Origin of the sequence: Bradyrhizobium sp. SK17, from assembly GCF_002831585.1 — a bacterium.
Classification (GTDB): Bacteria; Pseudomonadota; Alphaproteobacteria; order Rhizobiales; family Xanthobacteraceae; genus Bradyrhizobium.
Genome location: NZ_CP025113.1, coordinates 6,413,168 through 6,433,033, shown reverse-complemented (window position 1 = coordinate 6,433,033; position 19,866 = coordinate 6,413,168). Strand labels below are relative to the sequence as shown.

The window sequence follows — 19,866 nt, the reverse complement described above, 5'->3', positions numbered from 1 at the left end:
CCATGGCGAAACTGCACGTCACCACCTCCGTCAACGGCGAACCGGTCGAATTCCTGTGCGAGCCCTATGACACCATGCTCGACGCCTTGCGCGGGCAACTCGGTCTCACCGGCTCCAAGGAAGGCTGTTCGTCCGGCGATTGCGGCGCCTGCTCGATCACGCTCGACGGCCGGCTGGTCTGCTCCTGCCTGATGCTCGCGGCCGAGGCCGAGGGCCATGAGATCGGGACCATCGAAGGTATGGCCAGGGGCGGCGAGCTGCATCCGTTGCAGCAGAAATTCCTCGAGCATGCCGCGCTCCAGTGCGGCATCTGTACCTCGGGCATGCTGGTGGCTTCCGAGGCGCTGCTGGCGAAGAACTCCGATCCGACCGAAGAGGAAGTCCGCTTCTGGCTCGCCGGCAATCTGTGCCGGTGCACCGGTTACGACAAGATCGTCCGCGCGGTGATGGAGACCGCGGCTGAAATGCGGGAGGCTGTGCGATGAACGTCGTCGACAACAAGTGGATCGGCCAGCGCACCATCAGGCCCGATGGCGTCGACAAGGTGACCGGCCGCGCGGCGTTCGCCGCCGATACCACCATGCCCGGCATGATCTGGGGCAAGGTGCTGCGCAGCCCGCATCCGCACGCCCGCATCAAGTCGATCAACACCGCCAAGGCCGAGGCGCTGCCCGGCGTCAAGGCAGTGGTCACCTCGCGCGACATCGTCGACTACAGAATCGAGAAGGGCGCGGTCATGCTCGGTATCCAGGACATGCGCTGGATGTGCCGCAACGTGATGGCGCGCGACAAGGCGCTGTTCCCCGGCCACCCCGTCGCAGCCGTCGCCGCGACCACGGAGGCGATCGCCGCGGAAGCCTGCAAGCTGATCGAGGTCGATTACGACGTGCTGCCCTGGGCGATCGAGATCGACGACGCGCTGAAGGACGGCGCGCCGATCCTGCACGAGTTCAACACATTCGACGGCAAGCCCTCGAACATCATGGGCCGGATCGAATCCAAGAAGGGCGACATCGCGCAGGGATTCAAGGACGCCGAGATCGTGGTCGAGCGCTCCTTCACGACGCGCCCGGTGCACCAGGGCTATATCGAGCCGCATGCCTGCCTGATCTCGGTCGCCGCCGACGGCAAGACCACGATCTGGTCGTCGAGCCAGGGCCAGTTCATGGTGCGCGCGATGACCTCGATGCTGACCGGCATCCCGCAGAACGACATCCGTGCCATCCCCGCCGAGATCGGTGGCGGCTTCGGCGGCAAGACCATCGTCTATCTCGAGCCGCTGGCGACCTTGCTCGCCAAGAAATCCGGCCGCCCGGTGAAGATGGTGATGACGCGCGAGGAGGTGATGCGTGCCACCGGCCCGACCTCGGGCTCGAAGAGCACGGTGAAGATCGGCGCGAAGAAGGACGGCACCATCGTCGCCGCTCACGGCACCTTCTATTTGCAGGCCGGCGCCTTCCCGGGCTCGCCGATCCGCGGCGCGGTCGGGTGCAGCTTCGCGCCCTACGACATCCCGCATGTGCTGTCGGAAGGCTTCGACGTCTGCTCCAACCGCTCCAAGGTCGCGGCCTATCGCGCGCCCGGCGCGCCGATCGGTGCCTATGCGGTGGAATGCGTGCTCGACGAGCTCGCCGAGGCACTGAAGATGGATCCGCTGGCCCTGCGGCTGAAGAACGCGGCGAAGCAGGGCACCAAGGCGGCGCACGGTCCGGTGTTCCCGCGCATCGGCTACATCGAGACGCTGCAAGCCGCGCAGAACCATCCGCATTATGCCGCACCACTCGGCAAGCTTCAGGGCAGGGGCGTGGCCTCGGGCTTCTGGTTCAATGCCGGCGGTGAATCTTCCGCGCAGGTCAACATCACCGAGGATGGCAATGTCGTCGTCACCACGGGGCATCCCGATATCGGTGGCTCGCGCGCCGGCATCGCCAATATCTGCGCCGAACTGCTCGGCATCGACTACAAGCGGATCTCCGTCATCATCGGCGATACGCAGACGGTCGGCTTCTCGAATCTCACCGGCGGCAGCCGCGTGCTGTTCGCCTCCTCGATGGTGGTGACGCAGGCGGCCGACAAGGTGATCGCGACCTTGCGCGAGCGCGCCGCGAAGATCTGGGAGATCGATCCGGAAGCCGTGAAGTGGGAGAACGGTGCCGCGCATCCCGTCAGCCCGAACGCCGGCGAGTTCAAGCCGCTGACGCTGGCGGAGTTGGCTGAGAAGGCGCCGTCGCAGGGCGGCCCGATCGGCGCCAGCGTGCAGCTCAACACCCAGGGCGCCGAAGGCGGCTTCGGCACCCACATCTGCGACGTCGAGGTCGATGTCGAACTCGGGATCGTCAGGGTGATCCGCTACACCGCCGTGCAGGATGTCGGCCGCGCCGTGCATCCGAGCTATGTCGAGGGCCAGCTCCAGGGCGGCGTCGCGCAGGGCATCGGCTGGGCGCTGAACGAGGAATACATCTACAACAAGGACGGCAAGGTCGATAATCCGGGCTTCCTCGACTATCGCATGCCGGTTTGCTCCGACCTGCCGATGCTCGACTGTGCCCTGGTCGAAGTGCCGAACCCGAAGCACCCGCAGGGCGTCAAGGGCGTCGGCGAGGTGCCGTTGGTCCCGGTCATGGCGGCAGTCGCCAACGCGGTTCACAACGCACTCGGCAAACGCTTCTACAGCCTGCCGATGTCGCCGCCGAAGGTTTCGGCGGTGCTCGATGCGCCAGCGCAGCAAGCGGCGGAATAGGCAGCGTAGGGCGGGTTAGCGTTAGCGTAGCCCGCCCTACGGTTCTCCGCCGACAACGGCCATTGACGTTTCCGGCTCTGCCTCGGCAAGATCGGGGAATGACCCAGCCCGACGACGAGCTCTCGGCCTACATGATCTTCAGCCGCAGCGACTGGGCGGCATTGCGCGCCAGCACGTCGCTGACGCTGTCGGACGCCGACCTCGCCGCACTGCGCGGCCTAAACGGGCCGATCACGGCTGCCGAAGTTTCCGACGTCTACCTGCCACTCACGCGCCTCTTGAACCTGCATTTCTCGGCAGCGCGCAATCTGGCGCAGGTCAAGGCGGAGTTTCTTGGCCGGCCGGCACGGCGCTCGCCCTACATCATCGCGCTGGCCGGCAGTGTCGGCGTCGGCAAGAGCACCTTTGCCCGTGTGCTGTGCGCGCTGCTGACCGGATGGGCCGACCATCCGCGCGTCGAGCTGGTGACGACCGACGGCTTCCTGCATGGCAATGCCGCTCTGGAAGAGCGCGGCCTGATGCGGCGCAAGGGCTTTCCCGACAGCTACGATCTGCCGCGGATGCTGCGCTTCCTCGCGGCGGCGAAGGCGGGTGAGGGCGAGCTGGAGTTGCCGGTGTATTCACACCTGATCGGCGACATCGTGCCGTCGGAACGGCAGGTGATCCGGCAGCCGGACATCCTGGTGTTCGAGGGCCTCAACGTGCTGCTGGCGCGCGGCGCAGCACCAGTGGTGGTGTCGGACTTCTTCGACTTCTCGATCTATCTCGATGCCGACGAGGCCGACATCCAGTCCTGGTATGTCGAACGCTTCCTCAAGTTGCAGCCGACCGCGTTCCGGAATCCGGCATCCTATTTCCACCACTACCGGGACCTGCCGCCGAGCGATGCGCGCGAGGTCGCCGAGCGGCTATGGCGCGAGCATCATCGCGCCAATCTCAGGGAAAACATCCTGCCGACGCGGACGCGCGCCGACGTCGTGCTGCGCAAGCGCTCCGACCATTCGATCGGCGAGATCTGGTTGCGCGAGACGTAGCGTAGGCAGAGTAGGGCGGATTGGAAAATGGAGGGCGGGTTAGGCGGAAGCCGTAACCCGCCGTCTTACCGCGCGTCGAGTTGCGTCGGCGGGTTACGCTTCGCTAACCCGCCCTACGTTCTCGCCGTTACCGCAACTCCTTCCCCAGCCGCGCGAACACGGTCTCGCAGGTCATCAGATCCAGATGCCCGCCGCCGGCATTCTTGAAGAAGGTGATGTCGGTGTCCGACAGCCGGCCTTTGACCCTGCCGCTGGCGAGATCGTAGTGGTCGCCGAGCACGTCGCTCTCCTTGATCGCACCGCTTGCGATCGGCGCCAGGATGTCGCCGACGCCGTCGAAGGCGGATTCGTGGCGGTCGACGAAGATGCGCGAACGTCGCGCCGCCTCGTCGTCGGACTCACGGGTCTCGGGGGTGAAGCCGCCGACCAGATCGAGATGGGTGCCGGGCTTCAGATTCGCGCCCTTGACCAGCGGCTCGCGCGAGCGGGTGCAGGTGGTGATGATGTCGGCCTCGCGGGTCGCGGCGTCGAGATCGCTGACGGCCTCGGCGGCGATCCCTTCGCCTTCGAGCTGCGCGGCGAGTTCCTCGGCGCGCGCGATGGTCCTGTTCCAGATCCGGACCCGCTTCAGCGACGGCCGCACCGTGCGGTGCCCGCGCACCAGCCATTGCGCCATCTCGCCGGCGCCGACCACCAGCAGCGTCTCGACGTCGGGCCGGGCCAGCAGCTTGGCGCCGAGCGCGGAGTCCGCCGCGGTCTTCCAATGCGTGATCTCGGCAGCGTCCATCACCGCGAGTGGTCGTCCGTCATTGCCGTCGAACAGCACGCAGACCGCCTGCACCGCCGGCAGCTTGCCGTGGGCGAGGTTGCCCGGGAAGCTGGTGTAGAGCTTGGTCATCATGAAGCGGCCGCCGTCGACCGCGCTGCGCGTCACCAACTGCTGGCCCTTGTCGTCGCCGAGATAGCCGTCCCTGACGGCGATCTTGGGCCGCCGGTGCGCGGCCTCGATCGCCTCGATCAGGATCGGAAAGGTCAGGACGCGATTGACCTCGCTGTCGTCGACAAAATGCACGGTTGCTCTCCTTAGGCGCCGTTGCGCGCCTCCGCGAGGCGCACCAAAGCCGGTCCGGACTGGATAGCGCGTGGGGAGGGCCAGTCAACCGGACATGCGCCGCTGCGTGTCACTTGCTATCCTGCACACCTGATTCTCTCGCAGGTCATCGCAAGCCGTGGTTGCAGTCGTCGTCGCCATCCTCATCTTCATGCTGCTGAGCGGCGCCGCGCTCGCGACCATGGCGATCCACGGCCGTCTCGCGGAACATCACCGCAGCGACGAGACCAATACCTCGGTACGGCTGGTCGCGACGCTGTTCGTCACCATGCCGTCGCTGCTGCTCGGCCTGATGATGAACAGCGCCGCCAACACCTATGTGGCGGTCGATCGCAACCTGCACGTCTTCGCCACCGATCTCATCCTGCTCGACCGCAGCATGCGGCCGCTCGGCCCCAGCGCCGACGAGCCGCGCAAGCGGCTGCTCGCCTATGTCGAGCAGGCGCTCAAGGATACCCCGATCTCGCGCGCGAACGAAGTCTCCGAACATCTGCTCGACGAGGTCGGCACCAGCCTTCGCGAGCTGAAGTTCGACGACGAGCAGAAGGTCGCGCTGTGGAACGACGCCCGAACCTTCTATCGGCAAGCGGTGCAGCAGCGCTGGACCTTTGCGGAGCAGTCCGATGGCTCGTTTCCGTCACCGCTGATCTGCATCCTGGTCGGATGGCTGACGCTGATGTTCGCGACGCTGGGCTTTCGCGCGCCGCGCAACGCCGTCGTGATCTCGATCACCATCGCCGCGGCGATGCTGATCTCGGCTGCGATCTATCTGATCCTGGAAATGAGCACGCCGTTCTCCGGCCCGATCCAGCTCTCCGACCGCCCGCTGGTGCGCGCGGCCGAGCAGATCAGGAAGTAGGGCGGGCGGGTACGCGACGCCAACCCGCCCAGCAATCGCGCCTCACGTCCTCTGCTTCAGCGCCATGCCCATGCTGATCCAGCTCACGCCGGCACAGATCAGATCGACGCTGAGGAAGATGCCGAGCACATAGAGGCTCGAGACCGGCCAGCGCGCCAGGATCATCACGCCGAGCACCAGCGTGATCACGCCCGAGATCGCGACCATGCCCCAGGGCGCCGCCGAGTTCATGCCGAAGGCGAGGAAGATGCGGACGATGCCGGAGACCACCAGGGCGACGCCGAGGAACAGCGTCAACGTCGCTGCGGCGAGCAGCGGGTTCTCGAAGGTGATGAAGCCCGCCACGACATAGAGCGCGCCGAGCAGCAGCCAGAACAGGAACTTGCCCCACGACTTGAACTGGAACGCGTTCACGATCTCGGCGGCGCCGGCGACGATCATCATGGCGCCGACGAACAACACGCTGACGACGGTGGCGAAGAACACGCTGCCGAAGGCAAGCACGCCTGCGATCAGGTAGATGACGCCAAGGGCGACGATCCAGCCCCACTTCGCGCGAAGGTTGGCAAGCCCGGATCCGAGGCTGTGAGGAGGTGTGGCGGGTGAGCTGGACGCAGTCGACATCGTATCGCTCCCGAATACTGAACCGAAATCATGCTACCATAGGTGAGCGCGCCGACAAGGGCAGGTGTACGGATGGCACCAACTGCATGATGGCACCAAAGGCGCCGCGACACGTTGATTCAAATCAACGGCTGTGCTGCCGCGCAGCATTGGCGACGACAGCCGGCTGACACCGGACGACCGGCTGTCCGGATCGGACTGCAAATCGTCCGGATCGCGCAACCCGAGAGGAGGTCGACATGCCCACCACGCACGACAAGGATCACGTCTACAAGATCCTCGAACTGGTCGGATCATCGGACAAGAGCATCGAGGCGGCGATCGAGAACGCCGTTAGCCGCGCGTCGACGACGATCCGGGAAATGAAATGGTTCGAGGTGGTGCAGACCCGAGGCCATATCGAGGACGGCAAGGTCCGGCACTATCAGGTGACGCTACGGGTCGGCTTCACGCTGGAGTAGGCAGGCTCCAGCAACGTGCTGGTGGTCGGCTTGTCGGATGGGTGGAGTGTAGCGAGATCGATCCCATCCTCAACTGTCGTCGCCCGGCTCGACCGGGCGATCCAGTACGCCGCGGCCTTTCGGCTCAAGCACGACTGCCTCTGGAATGCTGGATCACCCGCTATCGCGGGTATGACACCGCGTGTTTGACGTTTTGAGTGGAAATCCGTCTTCACCGTCGTCCTGGCGAAAGCCAGGACCCATTACCCCAAATCTTGATTGTTACGCGACGCCGGGGCCGCCATCTCGTTCATCACCGGATGCGGTGGCTATGGGTCCTGGCCTTCGCCAGGACGACAAATTGAAAGAGCCCGGCCCATCACCGCCGCGACAGCGGTGCGGGCGGCGGTGGCGCGGTGGAGCCGGCGGCGAGCGAGCGCTGCACCATCACGGTGTCCGACCAGCGGCCGTAGCGATAGGCGACCCCCGGCAGATGGCCGACGCGGGCGAAGCCGAAGCGCTCGTGCAGGGCGAGCGAAGCGGCATTGTCGCTGTCGATGTAGCCGATCATCTGGCGGAAGCCGGCCGCGGCGCAGGTGTCGACCAGCTCCTGCAACAGCCGGCCGCCGACGCCTTTGCCGGTGAAGCGGTGGTGGATGTAGATCGAATGCTTCACCGTGTAGCGGTAGGCCGGGCGCTTGCGGAACTGGACGACATAGGCGTAGCCGACCACTTCGCCCTCGCACACCGCGACCAGATGCGGCAGGCGGGTGCTGCGCAGATTCTTGCGGCGGTCGCGCAGATCGTCGGGCTCGGGCGTGCCGCTGTCGTCGACGCTTTCCTCGATGCCGTGGCGGATGTGGTGGCGGTAGATCGCCAACATCGCATCGACGTCGCTGTCGCGCGAAGGACGGACGGTGATCTTGTGATCATTCTCCATTGTGCTGCGTCCGATCGCCTATTCGGACACGACATAGGTGTAGAAGCGGATACGGCCGGATTCGTCGATCTCCTTGTAGATGCCCTGAACCTCGACCTCGAAGCCCGGGAAAGCGTTGAAGCTCGCCTCGAAGGTCCGGAGATAATCGATCATCGGCTTGCTTCGTTCCGTCAGCCGTTCGCCGGGAACGATGGTCGCGATGCCGGGCGGGTAGACCACGAACGGCGTCGCCGCGACGCGTCCGAAGATCTGGTCGATCGGCAGATAGTCGACGTCGTTGCGGATCAGGTATTGCGCGGCCTGGCGCGGCGACATCGCCATCTCCGGCAGATGTTCGGGCAGGAACTGGCTGGCCTGCAATTTGCTGACGCCGGCGTCGCGGAAGAAGCGGTGCATGTCGCCGCAGAGGTCGCGCAGCCGCACCCCGGTGTAGCGTTGCGGACGGCGGCGGAAGAATTCCGGGATGACGTCCTCGATCAGCGCGTTGTCGTCGTGCAGCTTCTTGAAGGCAACGAGGCCGGACACCAGTGTGCCGGCCTTGCTGGCCTCGACGCCGGGCGTCAGCAGGAACAGCAGGGAGTTGAGGTCGTTCTTCTCGGCGACGATCTGGTTCTCGCGCAGATATTGCGCCACGACCGGGGCGGGGATGCCGTGATCGGCATAGGCGCCGGTTGAGTGATCGAAGCCCGGCGTCAGCAAGGTCAGCTTGTTCGGGTCTGTCATGGCGAAGCCCGCGGTCAGCTCGGGGAAGCCGTGCCAGGTCTCGCCCGGGCTGAGCTGCCAATAGGACGGCGTGGTCGCGAGCTGGTCGGTCGAGATCGTCTCCCAGGCGACGTTGTGCACGCCGTTCTCGCGCGCGACGTCGGGGATCATGACGCGGTCGGGCACGAACGGCTCGAAGAACCAGCGCCGCTCGGCTCGCGCCTCCTTCTCCTCGAACTCGCGCTTCACCGCGCGGATCTTCTTGCGCAGCTCGATGCCGAGCCGGATCGTGTCGTCCCACAGCACTTCGCCGGAGCGGCCCTTCATCATCTGCGCGCCGACGTCGAGCGAGGCGAAGATCGGGTAGAACGGCGAGGTCGAGGCGTGCTGCATGAAGCTTTCGTTGAAGCGGCGATGCTCGACCCGGCGCTTCTGGCCCTTGATGTGGCGGTCGCGGATGTGGATCTGCGAGGCCTGCGAGAAGCTCGCGAGCTGCTTGTGGGTCGATTGGGTGGCGATGATGCCGGGCGCCTCGGGGCCGAGATTGGCGAGGCCCATCGCGAAACGGCCGGCGTAGATCGGGTGGAATTTCATGAAGCCGGCCCAGGCTTCGTCGAACAGGATGTAGTCGCAGAGATGACCGATCCGTTTCAGGATCATCTCGGCCGAGTGGATGGTGCCGTCATAGGTGCACTGCTCCACCACCGCGACGCGGAACGGCCGCTCCTTCTTCCAGGCGTTCTCGTCCTTGACCAGCGGATGCTTGCGGATGGCGTCGCGCAGCGCGCCCTCGTCGAGCAGGTCCCAGCGCATCGGGCCGATCAGGCCCCAGGCGTTGCGCACGGTCGGCACATAGACCGGGATGCCGCCGCCGATCAGCAGCGCGCCGTGATGGGCGGCCTTGTGGTTGTTGCGGTCGAACAGCACGAGGTCGCCGTCGGTGACCAGCGAGCCGAGCGCGACCTTGTTGGAGGTCGAGGTGCCGTTGAGCACGAAATAGGTCTTCTCGGCGCCGAAGATCCGCGCCGCTTCCTTCTGCGCGCGCAGCGCCGGCCCCTCATGGGTGAGGAGGTCGCCGAGGTCGAGCACGGAATTGTCGAGGTCGTCGCGGAACACGGCTTCGCCGAGATGCTCGACGAACACCCGGCCGATCGGGCTGCGGCTGTAGAACACGCCGCCATTGTGGCCCGGGCAGGTCCAGAGCTGGTTGCCTTCCTCGGCATAGTCGACCAGGGCGCCGAAGAACGGCGTCTTCAGGTTCTCGGCATATTGCTTCAGCCGGGAGATCAGGTTCTTGGCGATGAAGGAGGGGGTCTCCTCGGACAGGAATACATAGCCGTCGATGAAATCCAGCACCTCGACGGGCAGGTCCTCGAAGCGCTTGCGGCGGATCAGCAGCAGGATCGGGAAGTCGAGGCCGCGGCGGCGCATCAGGTTGATCAGCGCGGCGGTCTTGCCCTCGAGGCCCTTCTTGCCCCAGTCGACCACCATGCAGCCGATCGCGGCATCGGTCTGGACCGCGATCTCGGCGTCTTCCAGCTTGCGGGCGCGGACCACCTCGAAGCCGGAACGCTCGATTTCGGCGACGATCTGGTTGAATCGGATGCCTTCGAGGTCGTCGGCCTCGAAAACCGGCGCCGCGAACAGGAAGTTGAAGCGTTTGAAATAGTCCATGCGTGTCCCCGAACTGTACCGGCTGAACCTGTCTGCACAATTCATGACAAAGAGATGACAATCATTCTGCGACGCCACGCCAGATGGTCAAATCCCCGTCGCCGCGCTGAACTCACGATATTGCACAGCTTTCGGAGAGGACGGCGCCATGCCCCAGCCTGCCAAAGACCCTGCCATTGCCAGTATTGCCGACTATTTGGCCGCGATCGAGCGGCTTGTCCCGTTGATTGCCGAGCACCGGGCGGATTTCGACCGCGCGCGCCGGCTTCCCGACGCCGTGATCCGCGCCCTGGCCGAGGCCGGATTGTTTCGGCTGTATTTGCCGAAGGCACTCGGCGGGCCGGAATTCTCCCCACTCGACTTCATGACCATCGTCGAGGCGGCCTCGGCGCTCGACGGCTCGGTCGGCTGGCTGGTCGCCAATGGCGGCGGCATGAGCCGGGCCGGCGGCTATCTGCCCGAGGAGGTGGTGCGGGGCTGGTTCGCCGATCCGCTGGCGTTCATCGCCGCCGCGACCGGCGCGATCGGGACGGCGGTGGAGGTCGAGGGCGGCTATCGCGTCAGCGGACGCTGGCCGTTCGGCAGTGGTGCGCCGCACGCGACGAAGTTCATGGGGCTCGCCAGCGTCAAGGGCCCCGACGGCAAGGACAGCCCGCCGATCTGCTGCTACGTCGACCGGGCCGACATCCGTCTCCACGACACCTGGTTCGTGTCCGGGCTGCGCGCCACCGGAAGCTGGGACTTCGAGATGCAGGATTGCTTCGTGCCGGCGAGCCACAGCCATCCGCTGGTCGACTTCAAGCCGACCCAGCCGGGCATTCCATACCGCCTGCCGGGCGTATCGGCGTTTTCCTGGACCGTCTCGGTCGTGCCGCTCGGGATTGCCCGTGGTGCGCTCGACGCCTTCATCGCGCTCGCGGCCAGGAAGCCGCGGATGGGCGGCGTCGGCCAGCTGCGCGACGGCGAACTGGTCCAGGCCATGGTCGGCCGTGCCGAAACCACGCTGCGCTCCGCCCGGGCACTGCTCGTCGAAGGCATGACCGAGCTGATGGCGGCCTGCGACAGCGGGGGCGAGCGGCTGGTCGAGGCGAGGCTGCTGCACCGGATCGCCTGCGCCAATGCCGCCGAAAGCGCCGCGCGCGTGGTCGAGATGATCGCCGCGCCCGCAGGCACCGCGGCGATCTTCGAGACCGGCACGCTCGAACGATCGATCCGCGACGTCCAGGCGGCGATCAAGCATGTCGCGATGACATCGAACAGCTACGCGCTGACCGGGCGGCTCAAGCTCGGCCTGCCGCTTGGTACGACGCGGTTCTAGCCGGTAGAGGATAAGACATCACGATGCAGAACGCGCTTTACTACATTTACCATCAGTACATCGCCTGCCTCAATCGCCAGGGCTGGTCCGAACTCGGCGAGTTCGTGGCGGACGACGTGGTCCATAATGGCAGGCCGCTCGGCCTGCGGGGCTACCGCGAGATGCTCAAGCGTGACTTTCGCGAGATACCCGACCTTCATTTCGACGTCGAGTTGATGGTGGTGGATGAGGGCCGTGTCGCCAGCCGGTTGATGTTCGAATGCTCGCCGACGGGAACGTTCCTCGGTCTCGCCGTCAACGGCAAGCGCGTCGCCTTTGCCGAAAATGCGATCTACGAATTTCGCGACCGCAAGATCGCAGAAGTCTGGTCGGTGATCGACAAGGCTGCGATCGAGGCGCAATTGCTGTGAGCGTGCCGACGACACCCCCGCAGCCGGGATGGCCCAACCGAACGCGTGGCAGCGTCCAGCAGCGCCGTCACATGCTGCTGTATGTCGGGGCCGGCGGAAGGATGCGGGCGACGAGCGGCAAGGCGTTTCTCCACAGCACGCAATCCCGCTGGCGCGCCGGCAGCTCCTTCGCGAGTTGATGGATTTGCGCGCGGGAGATCATGCTGCGCTCGCAACGAAATGGCCGCAGCGGCACGCGCCCGATATAGTTGAAGAAGATCGCGTAGCGGTCGCGCGTGATCGCCGGCATCCCGCGATGGTAGAATGACGCGGTGTCGGAGAAGACGACCGTGCCGCGTTTTCCAGTGCAGGTGACGACGTCCCGAGCCATGTCGAAATCGGGCAGGGCTCCTTCCAACTGGTGCTGGGTCAATCCGGGAAGCCTGCCGCCGGGCAAATGGTCGTATGCGGGAATCCGGCGCCGCAACACCTGGAATGGGCCATTGCCTTCGTCCACGTCGTGGATGTAGACGGCGATCTTGAGCATCCGACGATCTTCACTGTCGCGATGCCAGAGACGAACGCCGCTCTCGCGGCCATCGGCCAGCGTGAAAAACACGTTGATGCCGTCGTAACCGACCGGCACGCCGAGATAGTTCTCGGCGATGTCGAGCAGCCGGCCATGGAGTCCCCAATGGTAGATCTGGCGATGAGCCATGATGGCCGCGGCTCCAGCCTGGAACGATCGGCGGAGGGGCAGGTGTTGGCGCTCGAGCGCGTCGGCTTGTTGCAGGAAATGCTCCGCACTCGGAAGATTCAATTGCTCGAGTGACGTGACGAAAACGCCGTTCGTCCTCAGTCCATCGACGATGGCCCAGTCGTTCCCGCCAATCGCGGGGAGGTGCCGGGCGTATTGGCGCTTTGTCTTTTCGTAGCCGGCGTCGAGGCGGGAGGCGATCTGCGGCAAGGCGACGATGCGGCAACCGAGACCTGCCGGCAATTCGAGAACCTTGTTCAGGCCGGAACTCAGGACACGCCGGAAATTACTCATTTGCACGGAACGCCAGGGAAACCCGGATAAAGATAGCGTTCGCTGTCTAGTAGTGGAAGCCGAAAAAATGTTTCTAAGATTGTGCACGGTCGCGTGAATTGCGCGCGGCGCGCGGAGATATCCGGTTGGGTTGCCGCTACTTGTGCTCCAGATGCCAGGCGCCGTCCCAATCGGCCGGCGGCGGACTGCGGCGGAAATCCAGGACCCGCGCCTGCATCGCCAGTGACGGCCCGTCGCCGGGCGCTGCGTGAAGTGCCGCGGTGAAGGCGTGCTCGGCATCGTCCCAGCACCGCGCACGGTAGGCGGCGAGGCCGTCGGCATAGTGCTGACGTAATGCCGCCTGCGCCGGCGTCAGTTCGTCCTTCTTGCCGATGATCTCGAACACCGCAACCGGGTGGGTCTGGCCGACCACGACCAGGCGGTCGATCTCGCGCAGCTCGATGGTCGCAGCACAGGCCGCCGCGGTCGTTTCCGAGATCAGGCTGCGGCTGCCGTAGAACTTGTTGGCGCCTTCCAGCCGCGAGGCCAGGTTCACGGTGTCGCCGAGCACCGTGTAGCTCATCATGAATTCGGAGCCGATGCTGCCGACCAGCGCCTCGCCGGTGGCAATGCCGATCCTGATGTCGCAATCGGCCGGGATCGCGCGCACGCCGAGCAGTTCGGGCAAATCCTTGCGCAGCTGGCTGACCTGGCCGACCATGTCGATGGCGGCAAGCGCGGCCAGATGGGTCTGCTCGGCTTCCTCGACGAAGGGAGCGCCCCAATAGGCCATGATGGCGTCGCCGATATATTTGTCGATGATGCCGCGATGGGCGTGGACCGGCGCCGACATCGTCGACAGATAGAGGTTCATGATCTTGACCAGGCCGCGCGGCGTGACGCCCTCGCTCAGGCTGGTGAAGCCCTTCATGTCGCAGAACATCACCGTCATGATGCGGCGCTGCCCTTCGGTGGCGGCGATCGCCGGCTGCTCGAGCAGGCCCTCGGCGATCCGCGGGTTGATGTAGCGGCCGAAGGTCTCGCGGATGCGCTGGTTGTGGCGCAGCGTCTCGATCATGCGATTGAAGGCGGCGGAGAGCTGACCGATTTCGTCCTGCGTGGTGATGGTGATGGTGCCGTCGAGCCGGCCGGCCTCGACCTCGCGGGTGCCCTCCAGCAGGCGCATCACCGGGCGGGTGATGCCGCTGCCGACCAGCATCGCGAATACGAAGCCGAGGATCGCAGCGATAGCGGTGACGACGCCGGAGATGATGATCGCCCGCTGCTGGGTCGACATCACTTTGGCCGCGGCCGCGCGGACCTGCGCCAGCATGTCGGCGCGGATCGCTTCGATCCTGTTGTTGAACTCGTCGCGCAATGCGTCGGCGCGCAACGTGGTCTGCCGCGCGGCGATGAAGTCCTTGGCATCGAGCTGCTCGAGCAGCGTCCTGTTCTCGGCATTCAGGCGCATCAAGAGGTCGTTGACGGCATTGTCGATGCGGTCGTCGAGGCGCCCGAGGGCGGCGTCGTCGGACGGCGTCGACGGATCGGCGATGATCGCATCGATCAGCACGCGCGCGGCATCTGCCTCGCGCTTGATCAGCGGCTCGACCTCGTCGAAGGTCTTGCGCGCCGACGCATAGCCGGTGTCTTCGCCGGGCGGCTGCATCTTCGCCATCATCATCCGGCGCATCGCCAGCGATCGCTCCAGCGCGCGGATGTTGACGCGGGCGAGGTGGCCGTAAGCGGGGATATAGCGGTTGGTGAGCTCGTCCAGCAGATGGCCGACCTGGGCCGCCATCACCATGGACAGCAGCGAGGTGATCACCGCGAGCACGATCAGCCCCGCGGCGATGCCGACGATCTTCTGCCTGATCGAATTGCGAAACATGGCGCGCCCCGCCGCAGCTGCAATGAGCGGGTCACCCCCGCCGTGGCGGCGAGACAGCTAATAGAGTTCCACGGTCCTTGGCGCAAGCACCCGGCGGCGACGGCCCGAGGCTAGCGCAAGCCCTCGTAGACCATCAGGCCGCGCGCGACGGCGAGCTTGCGCAGGGTCCGCGGCACCAGCCGCTCCGGTGGATGCAGGTAACGCCACGAGGTCAGCACCAAATCGTGCAGCCGGGTGGCGTCGTCCTCGAACGGGGCCAGCAGCCCGGTGAGGCTTGCCGGCATATGGACGCGGGCGGTGAACGGGAGCAGCAGCAATTCGAGATGCGCCTTCGCGCCGCTCTCGGTCGTTGCGGTCACGCCGGCGATGGCCGGCAGCGTCTCTTCGGCGACGCAGGTGATGATGTCTTCGATCTCGCCGCGGCTCGCGCCGGTAAACAGGGCGGGAAAACTGCGGTTCTTGAGGTCGCAGCCGAGCAGGGCGGAGGTGCGGGTGCCGGCGACGCGAAACGGAAACCGGGTCTCGGCGTCGTAGGACAGCACGAAGATGTCGGACAGCAGCTCTCGCACCGCCGACGGCTCGAACTCATTCCGGTCAGGTGCACGTGCGTCGCCGCGCTTCGCATTCCAATAGGCGAAGAACGCGCGGCTCGAACTGTGTTTCATCTAAAGAACCTTGCCCGGCACCTGTCTCGGCGGGACACATCTGTCCCGGTTTTGCCCAAGTGCCTTCCCTTCTCTGTTGTGCCGGGAAGGCTGTGCAGCGTCCATGCCGGGGCCGCGTTTTGGGCGGCTTATCGGCAGCTTTGTGTCGTTAACGTAAATTTAACTATGTCCTTGGCGTTCCGGGATGGGCCGCGTAGGGTCGCCGCGTTCCCGTTCGCCGGCTGCCCCAAGCGCCGGCGTGGTTGGTACACAGGTGGCGTCAAACAGTTTGGTCATCGTGCGGGGAGGGGTGGGGATGTCGTCCCGATCCCTCTGGGACACGACAAGACCAGCCGATCAGGGAGGGTGTTCTCAGCACCCTCCCTTTTCCTTTTGCGTTGGCTCGGGCCGGCATAGGCACCGGGCGTCCGATTTCGGGATTGTGCACTTGCACGGGGGTGCGAAAGCCGCCTATCTCTGATTCACAGCCGCCTGCGAGGTCGCCGACCCCTTGGACTCCCATCCCGAAGCCACGTTCCAGCCGCCGCCGGAGGCGCCGCGCGAGCCGATCCTGACCTTGCCGCCGGCGCTCACCGCTTACATCCTGCTGATCGCGGTGATCCATCTGCGGGTGTTGTTGCCGCCGGAGCTGGAGAACTGGACCATCGACGTCTTCGGCTTCATCCCGAAGCGCTACGATTCGACGCTGCTCAACGTCACCTTTCCGGGCGGCGAGGGTGCCAAGATCTGGACCTTCGTCAGCTATTCGCTGCTGCATGCCAACCTCACCCATATCGGCTTCAACGTGCTGTGGCTGCTGCCGTTCGGCAGCGCGCTGGCGCGGCGCTTCGGCACGGTGCGCTTCTTCGTCTTCATGGCGGTGACCGCGGCCGCCGGCGCGCTCGCGCATTTGCTGACCCATCAGCACGCGATCGCGCCGATGATCGGCGCGTCGGCTTCGGTGTCGGGGACGATGGCCGCGGCGATCCGCTTTGCTTTCGTGAAGGGCAGCTTCCTGTCGTTCAGCCGGGGCGATGCCGAGGCGGCGGCCAAGGTGCCGGCACTGTCGCTGCTGCGGGCGCTGAGCAACCGACGGGTGCTGGCATTCCTGGCGATCTGGTTCGGCATGAACATCCTGTTCGGCGCCACCTCGCTGTCGCTCGGTGCCGAGAGCGGCAGCGTCGCCTGGCAAGCCCATATCGGCGGCTTCCTCGCCGGGTTGTTGCTGTTCTCGCTGTTCGATCCGATTCCGCGTGCGCGAGACGATGTTGCAGATGCGTCGTCGGTGGACCAATCGGGCCGCGTCTGATCGCCGCTTGCGGCTCGTATCGAATTCCTCCATCATCCTCACGACACAAAATTGAGCGGGCCGATCGGCCCTTGCTACTGACCGCGCCCCGGAACCGAAATCGGCGCGGAACTGTTGATTGAAGACTCTGGCGAACAGGCGCGCCCCCGCTGAAGAGGGACGCGAACGGATTCAGGGAGGCGACAATGACGGTACGTTCCATTCTCGATGCAAAGGGCCATCAGGTCATGAGCGTCGCGCCGGGCGCGCAGCTCTCGGCCGCGGTCAAGCTGCTCGGCGAGCGCAAGATCGGCGCGGTGCTGGTGATGGAGCAAGGGCGCATGGAGGGCATCCTGTCTGAGCGCGACATCGTGCGCGTGCTCAGCGAGCGCGGCGCCGGTGCGCTGGACGAGCCGGTCAGCGCGGTCATGACCAAGAAGGTCGTCAGTTGCCGTCAGTCCGACACCGTCAGCGCCATCATGGAGATGATGACGACGGGAAAATTCCGCCATCTCCCCGTGGTCGAGGACGGCAAGGTGGTCGGGCTGATCTCGATCGGCGACATCGTCAAGAGCCGCGTGCAGGAATACGAGCGCGAGCAGGAAGCGCTGCGCGACTACATCAAGACGGCCTGAGGCTATTTGCCGGTGCTGCCGGCGCCGGTCGACGGCGGCACCAGGATCTCGATCGCTTCCTCGATGGCGCCGATGGAGCGCTCCGCCGCACGGATACCATGCGCGATCAGGTCATCGGCGCGGTGGAAGTCGAACCAGCCGATCTGGCCGACGCGGGGCGAGATCAGCATGTCAGGCGGATCGCCGGCGAGCCGTGCGCGGGTGATGCGGTCCTGCATGATGTTGAAGGCGTCGACCATGACGCTGGAGATGCCGGGCCGGGTGGCGCTGCCGAAGAATTCGCGCTTCACGGTGCGCTCGGCCGAGAAGAAGCGGCCGAACCGGCGCTTCGGTGGCTCCGGCTCGATCTCCGCCTCGGCGGACACCGCGACCGTCACCTCGGGCGCCGCGGCGCCGTGATTGTAGATCGTGGTCGAATGCGCGAACACGTCGCTGGAGAGATTTGCCGCGATGACGATCTCGGCGCCGAGCGCGCGCGCGGCGGAGACCGGCACCGGGTTGACCAGCGCACCGTCGACCAGCCAGCGGTCGCCGATCAGGACCGGGGCGAAGATGCCGGGCAGGGCATAGGAGGCTCGCATGGCGTCGACCACGCGGCCATGGGTCAGCCAGATCTCGTGGCCGGTGCGGACTTCGGTCGCGACGCTGGCGAACTTGACCGTGAGGTCTTCGATCATGACCTGGCCCAGCGCCGCCTCGATCTCGGCGGCCAGCTTGGTGCCGCCGATCAGGCCGGAGCCGTTGAGGCGGATGTCGAGGTAACCGAGCACGCTGCGCGGTTGCAGGCTGCGGGCCCATTGCTCCAGGGTATCGATATGGCCGGCCGCATAGGCGCCGCCGACCACCGAGCCGATCGAGGTGCCGACCACGACATTGGGGACGATGCCATGGGCGAGCAGGGTCTTGATGATACCGATATGGGCAAAGCCGCGCGCGGCCCCGCCGCCGAGCGCAAGCCCGATCACCGGCCGGCGAACCGGTCCCAGTCCTACCTTGTCGGGGCCGTCGGAGCTCTTGTGGCCTCGGCCCATCCAGCTATCCAACACGACAAATCTCCTGCCAGCGCGAGACTAGGCCCCGCCGCACGGGGGCGCCAGCATCGTCCGTTTTCATGGTTATTCCCGCAGGCACGATTCATGCCCGACCCGACCGCCGTAGGCAGGGAATGTGACTGGACCGCGACGGCATGGCTAACATCGGCTTGATCAACCGGGTTCCTGGCCGGGTGTCAGCGCCGGGATTGTGACTAAGGGGCGGACCAAGGCTTGAATTTGCCGCGTTTTCGTTGAAAAGCATGGAGATGACTTCGAGGGGCAACGGCATCGGTGGATGCGGGCGGGGCGTGCGGCTCCTTCCGCTGCTGGCGCTTGCGGCATTTTTGCTGGCCCTGATCCCCGGTTCTGTCTCGGCGCAGTTCTTCAGCGATCGCCCGCCGCCGATTCCGCCCGCTTCGGTGCCGGAGGTGCCATCCGGCCCGGCGCTCAATCTGGCGCCACCGTCCGGGGCCGGTTCGGGGCCCGTGCTGCCCGGCCCGCTGAACCAGCCGACCATCGTCCAGCCATCGATCGCGACGGTGCCCCCGGTCACGCCGCCGGCCGGCTCGCCGACCGCGGGGCAGGCGGTGCTGTCGCTGACGGCCCGTTACGGCAAGGACCTGCCGGTCATCAATGGCGGGCTGGTGTGGCGGGTGTTCGCCGACAAGCCTGACGACAACGGCACCTACAAGCTGATCCGCGAGGAACGCGGGGCGACGCCCAACGTGGTGCTGCCGCCCGGCAATTACGTCGTCCATGTCGCGCTTGGCCTGGTCAGCGCGGTGCGCGCGGTCAGCCTGAAGTCGGAGACCGATCGCGAAGCCTTCGTGCTGCCGGCCGGCGGCTTGCGGATCGAAGGCCGGGTCGGCGGCAGCAAGATCCCGGCCAATCAGATTTCATTCTCGATCTACAAGGGCAGCCAGTTCGACGGCTCGGACCGCGGTCCGTTGGTGCCCAACGTGTCCGCCGGCGACGTCGCGCTGCTGCCCGAAGGCACCTATTACATCGTCTCCAACTATGGCGACGCCAATTCGGTGGTGCGTTCCGACATCCGCGTCGCGGCCGGCAAGCTGACCGATGTCACCGTCACCCATCGCGCCGCCGTCATCACGCTCAAGCTGGTCAGCGAGAAGGGTGGCGAGGCGCTCGCCAACACCGCGTGGTCGGTGATCACGCCGGGCGGCGACGTGATCAAGGAATCGATCGGCGCGTTCCCGCGCGTCGTGCTCTCCGAAGGCGAATATCGCGCGATCGCCAAGAACGAGGGCAAGGTGTTCGAGCGTCCGTTCAACGTCGTCAACGGCGTCGATGGTGAGGTCGAGGTCGTGGCGCGCTGATCTGCGACGGGTTGCATTTCATGCAACTGTCACAGTCTCTAATGCCAACTAACCATCGCGCGAATTTCAGCCGTCATAATCGCTTGCGGCGATGTGCAGCGTCGCCATTTTTACACGGCGTTAAGCCGCTGCATGACTTGGATGTCGCGGGGACTTGAGCGCGCCGATTGGGATCA

Annotated in this window: 18 protein-coding genes; 10 read left to right on the top strand and 8 right to left on the bottom strand. The window is 65.7% G+C overall.

Annotated elements, in window-relative coordinates; translation table 11 throughout:
• Window positions 1–2 precede the first annotated feature (2 nt).
• The 3 genes from CWS35_RS29750 to coaA all read left to right on the top strand — a co-directional run bounded on the left by CWS35_RS29750 (window position 3) and on the right by coaA (window position 3,774).
• Window positions 3–485: a (2Fe-2S)-binding protein gene (locus tag CWS35_RS29750; RefSeq protein ID WP_024582455.1), complete on the top strand. Its 483-nt coding sequence runs from the start codon at window positions 3–5 to the stop codon at window positions 483–485.
• Window positions 482–2,740 carry a xanthine dehydrogenase family protein molybdopterin-binding subunit gene (locus CWS35_RS29745; RefSeq protein ID WP_100955121.1) on the top strand — a complete coding sequence of 753 codons (2,259 nt, stop codon included), beginning with the start codon at window positions 482–484 and terminating at the stop codon, window positions 2,738–2,740. Before CWS35_RS29750 ends, CWS35_RS29745 begins: the two co-directional genes overlap by 4 nt.
• A 98-nt stretch (window positions 2,741–2,838) precedes the next feature.
• Window positions 2,839–3,774 carry a type I pantothenate kinase gene (gene coaA / locus CWS35_RS29740; protein WP_100955120.1) on the top strand — a complete coding sequence of 312 codons (936 nt, stop codon included), beginning with the start codon at window positions 2,839–2,841 and terminating at the stop codon, window positions 3,772–3,774.
• Between the two features lie 127 nt (window positions 3,775–3,901).
• Here coaA and CWS35_RS29735 read toward each other — a convergent pair whose 3' ends face one another.
• Window positions 3,902–4,846 (bottom strand): ornithine cyclodeaminase family protein, encoded by a 945-nt coding sequence (locus CWS35_RS29735; protein WP_100955119.1) that lies wholly within the window; start codon window positions 4,844–4,846, stop codon window positions 3,902–3,904.
• Window positions 4,847–5,003: 157 nt separating this feature from the next.
• Here CWS35_RS29735 and CWS35_RS29730 point away from each other — a divergent pair, with 157 nt between their 5' ends.
• Window positions 5,004–5,744: a DUF4239 domain-containing protein gene (locus tag CWS35_RS29730; RefSeq protein WP_024582451.1), complete on the top strand. Its 741-nt coding sequence runs from the start codon at window positions 5,004–5,006 to the stop codon at window positions 5,742–5,744.
• Window positions 5,745–5,786: 42 nt separating this feature from the next.
• Here CWS35_RS29730 and CWS35_RS29725 read toward each other — a convergent pair whose 3' ends face one another.
• Window positions 5,787–6,368, bottom strand: a complete 582-nt coding sequence (locus CWS35_RS29725) for an HdeD family acid-resistance protein (RefSeq protein WP_024582450.1) — start codon at window positions 6,366–6,368, stop codon at window positions 5,787–5,789.
• Between the two features lie 239 nt (window positions 6,369–6,607).
• Between CWS35_RS29725 and CWS35_RS29720 the strand changes: the two genes are divergently transcribed.
• Window positions 6,608–6,829, top strand: coding sequence for a dodecin (locus CWS35_RS29720; RefSeq protein ID WP_024582449.1), 222 nt, complete (start codon window positions 6,608–6,610; stop codon window positions 6,827–6,829).
• 358 nt (window positions 6,830–7,187) lie between these two features.
• Here CWS35_RS29720 and CWS35_RS29715 read toward each other — a convergent pair whose 3' ends face one another.
• The gene (locus CWS35_RS29715; RefSeq protein ID WP_024582448.1) at window positions 7,188–7,748 is read right to left on the bottom strand and encodes a GNAT family N-acetyltransferase; all 561 of its coding nucleotides are present in this window, start codon (window positions 7,746–7,748) and stop codon (window positions 7,188–7,190) included.
• A gap of 18 nt (window positions 7,749–7,766) precedes the next feature.
• A complete protein-coding gene (locus tag CWS35_RS29710) occupies window positions 7,767–10,124 on the bottom strand; it encodes an Orn/Lys/Arg decarboxylase N-terminal domain-containing protein (protein ID WP_024582447.1) in 2,358 nt (785 codons plus the stop codon).
• A gap of 148 nt (window positions 10,125–10,272) precedes the next feature.
• On the opposite strand from CWS35_RS29710, the gene CWS35_RS29705 reads away from it, so the two are divergent.
• Together CWS35_RS29705 and CWS35_RS29700 are read left to right on the top strand one after the other, a co-directional pair.
• The gene (locus tag CWS35_RS29705; protein WP_100955118.1) at window positions 10,273–11,442 is read left to right on the top strand and encodes an acyl-CoA dehydrogenase family protein; all 1,170 of its coding nucleotides are present in this window, start codon (window positions 10,273–10,275) and stop codon (window positions 11,440–11,442) included.
• A 23-nt stretch (window positions 11,443–11,465) separates the two neighbouring features.
• Window positions 11,466–11,852, top strand: coding sequence for an ester cyclase (locus tag CWS35_RS29700; protein WP_100955117.1), 387 nt, complete (start codon window positions 11,466–11,468; stop codon window positions 11,850–11,852).
• Window positions 11,853–11,919: 67 nt separating this feature from the next.
• Here the strand turns inward: CWS35_RS29700 and CWS35_RS29695 are convergent, their stop codons facing one another.
• The 3 genes from CWS35_RS29695 to CWS35_RS29685 form a co-directional block, all read right to left on the bottom strand.
• Entirely contained in the window at window positions 11,920–12,882 is a 963-nt protein-coding gene (locus CWS35_RS29695; protein WP_100955116.1) for a hypothetical protein, read from the bottom strand.
• A 136-nt stretch (window positions 12,883–13,018) separates the two neighbouring features.
• Window positions 13,019–14,752 carry an adenylate/guanylate cyclase domain-containing protein gene (locus tag CWS35_RS29690; protein ID WP_024582443.1) on the bottom strand — a complete coding sequence of 578 codons (1,734 nt, stop codon included), beginning with the start codon at window positions 14,750–14,752 and terminating at the stop codon, window positions 13,019–13,021.
• 110 nt (window positions 14,753–14,862) lie between these two features.
• The gene (locus tag CWS35_RS29685; RefSeq protein WP_024582442.1) at window positions 14,863–15,417 is read right to left on the bottom strand and encodes a PAS domain-containing protein; all 555 of its coding nucleotides are present in this window, start codon (window positions 15,415–15,417) and stop codon (window positions 14,863–14,865) included.
• 490 nt (window positions 15,418–15,907) lie between these two features.
• Between CWS35_RS29685 and CWS35_RS29680 the strand changes: the two genes are divergently transcribed.
• Together CWS35_RS29680 and CWS35_RS29675 are read left to right on the top strand one after the other, a co-directional pair.
• Entirely contained in the window at window positions 15,908–16,705 is a 798-nt protein-coding gene (locus CWS35_RS29680; RefSeq protein WP_024582441.1) for a rhomboid family intramembrane serine protease, read from the top strand.
• Between the two features lie 185 nt (window positions 16,706–16,890).
• On the top strand, window positions 16,891–17,319 hold the full coding sequence (locus CWS35_RS29675) for a CBS domain-containing protein (protein WP_100955115.1): 429 nt from the start codon (window positions 16,891–16,893) through the stop codon (window positions 17,317–17,319).
• Between the two features lie 2 nt (window positions 17,320–17,321).
• Here the strand turns inward: CWS35_RS29675 and CWS35_RS29670 are convergent, their stop codons facing one another.
• Window positions 17,322–18,350 (bottom strand): patatin-like phospholipase family protein, encoded by a 1,029-nt coding sequence (locus CWS35_RS29670; RefSeq protein ID WP_192827277.1) that lies wholly within the window; start codon window positions 18,348–18,350, stop codon window positions 17,322–17,324.
• Window positions 18,351–18,619: 269 nt separating this feature from the next.
• On the opposite strand from CWS35_RS29670, the gene CWS35_RS29665 reads away from it, so the two are divergent.
• Complete coding sequence (locus CWS35_RS29665) at window positions 18,620–19,690, top strand: hypothetical protein (RefSeq protein ID WP_024582438.1); 1,071 nt, start codon at window positions 18,620–18,622, stop codon at window positions 19,688–19,690.
• Window positions 19,691–19,866 lie beyond the last annotated feature (176 nt).

Bases quoted from the DNA above. Each gene is read 5' to 3' on its own strand.
- CWS35_RS29665 (WP_024582438.1), top strand. From the start codon at position 18,620: ATGACTTCGAGGGGCAACGGCATCGGTGGATGCGGGCGGGGCGTGCGG.
- CWS35_RS29690 (WP_024582443.1), bottom strand. From the start codon at position 14,752: ATGTTTCGCAATTCGATCAGGCAGAAGATCGTCGGCATCGCCGCGGGG.
- CWS35_RS29725 (WP_024582450.1), bottom strand. From the start codon at position 6,368: ATGTCGACTGCGTCCAGCTCACCCGCCACACCTCCTCACAGCCTCGGA.
- CWS35_RS29675 (WP_100955115.1), top strand. From the start codon at position 16,891: ATGACGGTACGTTCCATTCTCGATGCAAAGGGCCATCAGGTCATGAGC.
- CWS35_RS29715 (WP_024582448.1), bottom strand. From the start codon at position 7,748: ATGGAGAATGATCACAAGATCACCGTCCGTCCTTCGCGCGACAGCGAC.
- CWS35_RS29705 (WP_100955118.1), top strand. From the start codon at position 10,273: ATGCCCCAGCCTGCCAAAGACCCTGCCATTGCCAGTATTGCCGACTAT.
- CWS35_RS29695 (WP_100955116.1), bottom strand. From the start codon at position 12,882: ATGAGTAATTTCCGGCGTGTCCTGAGTTCCGGCCTGAACAAGGTTCTC.
- CWS35_RS29670 (WP_192827277.1), bottom strand. From the start codon at position 18,350: ATGGGCCGAGGCCACAAGAGCTCCGACGGCCCCGACAAGGTAGGACTG.
- CWS35_RS29710 (WP_024582447.1), bottom strand. From the start codon at position 10,124: ATGGACTATTTCAAACGCTTCAACTTCCTGTTCGCGGCGCCGGTTTTC.
- CWS35_RS29685 (WP_024582442.1), bottom strand. From the start codon at position 15,417: ATGAAACACAGTTCGAGCCGCGCGTTCTTCGCCTATTGGAATGCGAAG.
- CWS35_RS29720 (WP_024582449.1), top strand. From the start codon at position 6,608: ATGCCCACCACGCACGACAAGGATCACGTCTACAAGATCCTCGAACTG.
- coaA (WP_100955120.1), top strand. From the start codon at position 2,839: ATGACCCAGCCCGACGACGAGCTCTCGGCCTACATGATCTTCAGCCGC.
- CWS35_RS29745 (WP_100955121.1), top strand. From the start codon at position 482: ATGAACGTCGTCGACAACAAGTGGATCGGCCAGCGCACCATCAGGCCC.
- CWS35_RS29700 (WP_100955117.1), top strand. From the start codon at position 11,466: ATGCAGAACGCGCTTTACTACATTTACCATCAGTACATCGCCTGCCTC.
- CWS35_RS29750 (WP_024582455.1), top strand. From the start codon at position 3: ATGGCGAAACTGCACGTCACCACCTCCGTCAACGGCGAACCGGTCGAA.